This window comes from Marinobacter bryozoorum, from assembly GCF_023156245.1.
Lineage (GTDB): Bacteria > Pseudomonadota > Gammaproteobacteria > Pseudomonadales > Oleiphilaceae > Marinobacter > Marinobacter bryozoorum.
Map to the genome: position 1 here is coordinate 1 of NZ_JAKZAH010000090.1, position 2,085 is coordinate 2,085.

Consider the following 2,085-nt stretch of genomic DNA (forward strand, 5'->3'; position numbering starts at 1 on the left):
GTTTGCCCGGCGAAGCCGGCAAACCCGGCCATCTGAAAGAAGGTGGCGTCACCCCGACTGAGGGGAAGACAATCCGACTGGCAAGGGCGTCGCTGGCCAACGGCGGGGTCTGAAGGAAGCCATAGGAAGTTAACGGTACACAACGCAAGTGAACCTGCTTCGGCAGTTCAGGTGGGTCAGCGTGCGAAATAACGCGAAGCCCGATACTCAGTCAGACCTGGGCTGTGCTTGAGGGTGGCATCGTTAACAGGGAGCCGGTGCAGTAACCGGGGAAGCCTGACACCGAATCCGGCGAAGCCGGAGGCTGTGGCGCAAGGTGAAAGCCGAGGCCTCAGTCGGTGCGAGGTGGCAGATGAAGCCGTAGTAGTGAGGAAGTTCTGGCCTGAGAAGCCTGGTAACAGCGTGGAGGATAAAACCGGAACGACTGCTGGCGGAGGTTCAGCGGACCGGTCAGGGCCAAAAGCTCTGATCGGATGCGAAGGGCGGAAGTCATTAACGAGAATGACGGACGACGAGAGAGAGGTGGACGCTGCGTTCACAAGCTGCCCGACGGGGCAGGGACGTGCACTGGGGTACTGCGGGAACGCAGTGGCTCTGGTGTTCTCCGAACAAGGGAGTAGAACGATACCGTGGCGGCAGATTGCCAGAGCGCTAGTACCCGGACGGATCGTTTGAAGCACACCGGCAGCCAAGCCAATCCCCGAAGCCGTCATCACAGAGATGAGCAGGCATGAGGAAATATTACAGTCTGTACGGGCACCTGCTGTCAAAGCAGCGCCTGTATGCAGCTTTCAGACACGTCAAACGCAACAAGGGTGCGGCCGGAATTGATGGGCAGAGCCTGAGTGAGTTTGAGGCGAATCTGGAGGTGGAGCTGTCGTGCCTGTTGCTCGAACTGAAGGAAAAGCGCTATCGGGCGCAGCCGGTCAGGCGCGTCGCCATTGCCAAGGACGACGGCGGTGAGCGTTTACTGGGCATTCCAACGGTTCGGGACCGGGTTGTGCAGCAGGCGTTGCGCAGCATCATAGAGCCGATCTTCGACCCGGGCTTTCACCCGTCGAGCTACGGGTATCGTCCGGGGCGCAGTGGTCACCACGCCATTGGCAAGGCGGAGTTGTTCATCCGCCGACACCGGCGTGAGTGGGTCGTGGATATGGACCTGTCGAAATGCTTCGACACGCTCAACCATGACCTGATCATCCGCCAGTTCCGCCAACGGGTCACGGACGGCAGTGTCCTGTCACTGCTGCGCCAGTTCCTGGAAAGCGGCGTGATGGTGGGATACCACCTCGAAGAGACGGAGCTGGGAAGCCCTCAGGGTGGCGTGATCAGTCCGCTGATCGCGAACGTCTACCTGGACGCCTTCGACCAGTTCATGAAAGCGCGGGGGCACCGGATCGTCCGCTACGCGGACGACATCCTGATCCTGTGTGGTTCACGGGCTGGGGCGAGCAATGCGTTACGGGTGGCCCAAAGCTATCTGGAAGAAGAGCTGAAGCTGACGGTGAACGTCACCAAGACCCACATCGCCCACAGCGATGAGGGGGTAAAGTTCCTGGGCGTGGTGATCTACACGAACTACACCCGCATCCAGGACAAGAAGGTGGTGAAACTCAAGCAGAAGCTGAAAGCGCTGACAAAGCGAAACCGGGGTGAGGGGCTTGCGGTGCTTATCCGCGATCTGAATCCTGTGTTGCGTGGTTTTGTCAGCTACTTCCGGGTGGCGAACTGCGCGAGGGTGCTGAAGCAGGTGATGAGTTGGTTAAGGCGGCGCCTGCGCTGCATCCAGCTCAAGCAGTGGAAGAAGCCGGGCCGGCTGCATCGGAGGCTGAAACAGCTGGGCTACCAGCCCCCGTTCCGGCACATCAAGATGCAAAGCTGGCGCAATGCGGCTTCACCGCTGGCCCACCATGCGATCCCAAATGCCTACCTGCATAATGACTTACGGTTATTGGATCTGACCCGGGTCAGAACCGGCATCACTGTCCCCGAATTCGGGGTAAGTTAATGGCATGAGCCGTATACGTGGTCCGTATGTACGGTTCTGTGAGAGGGATGAGGCGGTGACGCCTCACCCTACTCGTT

Annotated in this window: 1 protein-coding gene; it reads left to right on the forward strand. The window is 59.6% G+C overall.

Annotated features, from left to right (window positions below; genetic code table 11):
* Positions 1 to 730 precede the first annotated feature (730 nt).
* Positions 731 to 2,008: a group II intron reverse transcriptase/maturase gene (gene ltrA, locus MLC59_RS19630; RefSeq protein ID WP_248237287.1), complete on the forward strand. Its 1,278-nt coding sequence runs from the start codon at positions 731 to 733 to the stop codon at positions 2,006 to 2,008.
* Positions 2,009 to 2,085: the final 77 nt, after the last annotated feature.

Bases quoted from the DNA above. Each gene is read 5' to 3' on its own strand.
- ltrA (WP_248237287.1), top strand. From the start codon at position 731: ATGAGGAAATATTACAGTCTGTACGGGCACCTGCTGTCAAAGCAGCGC.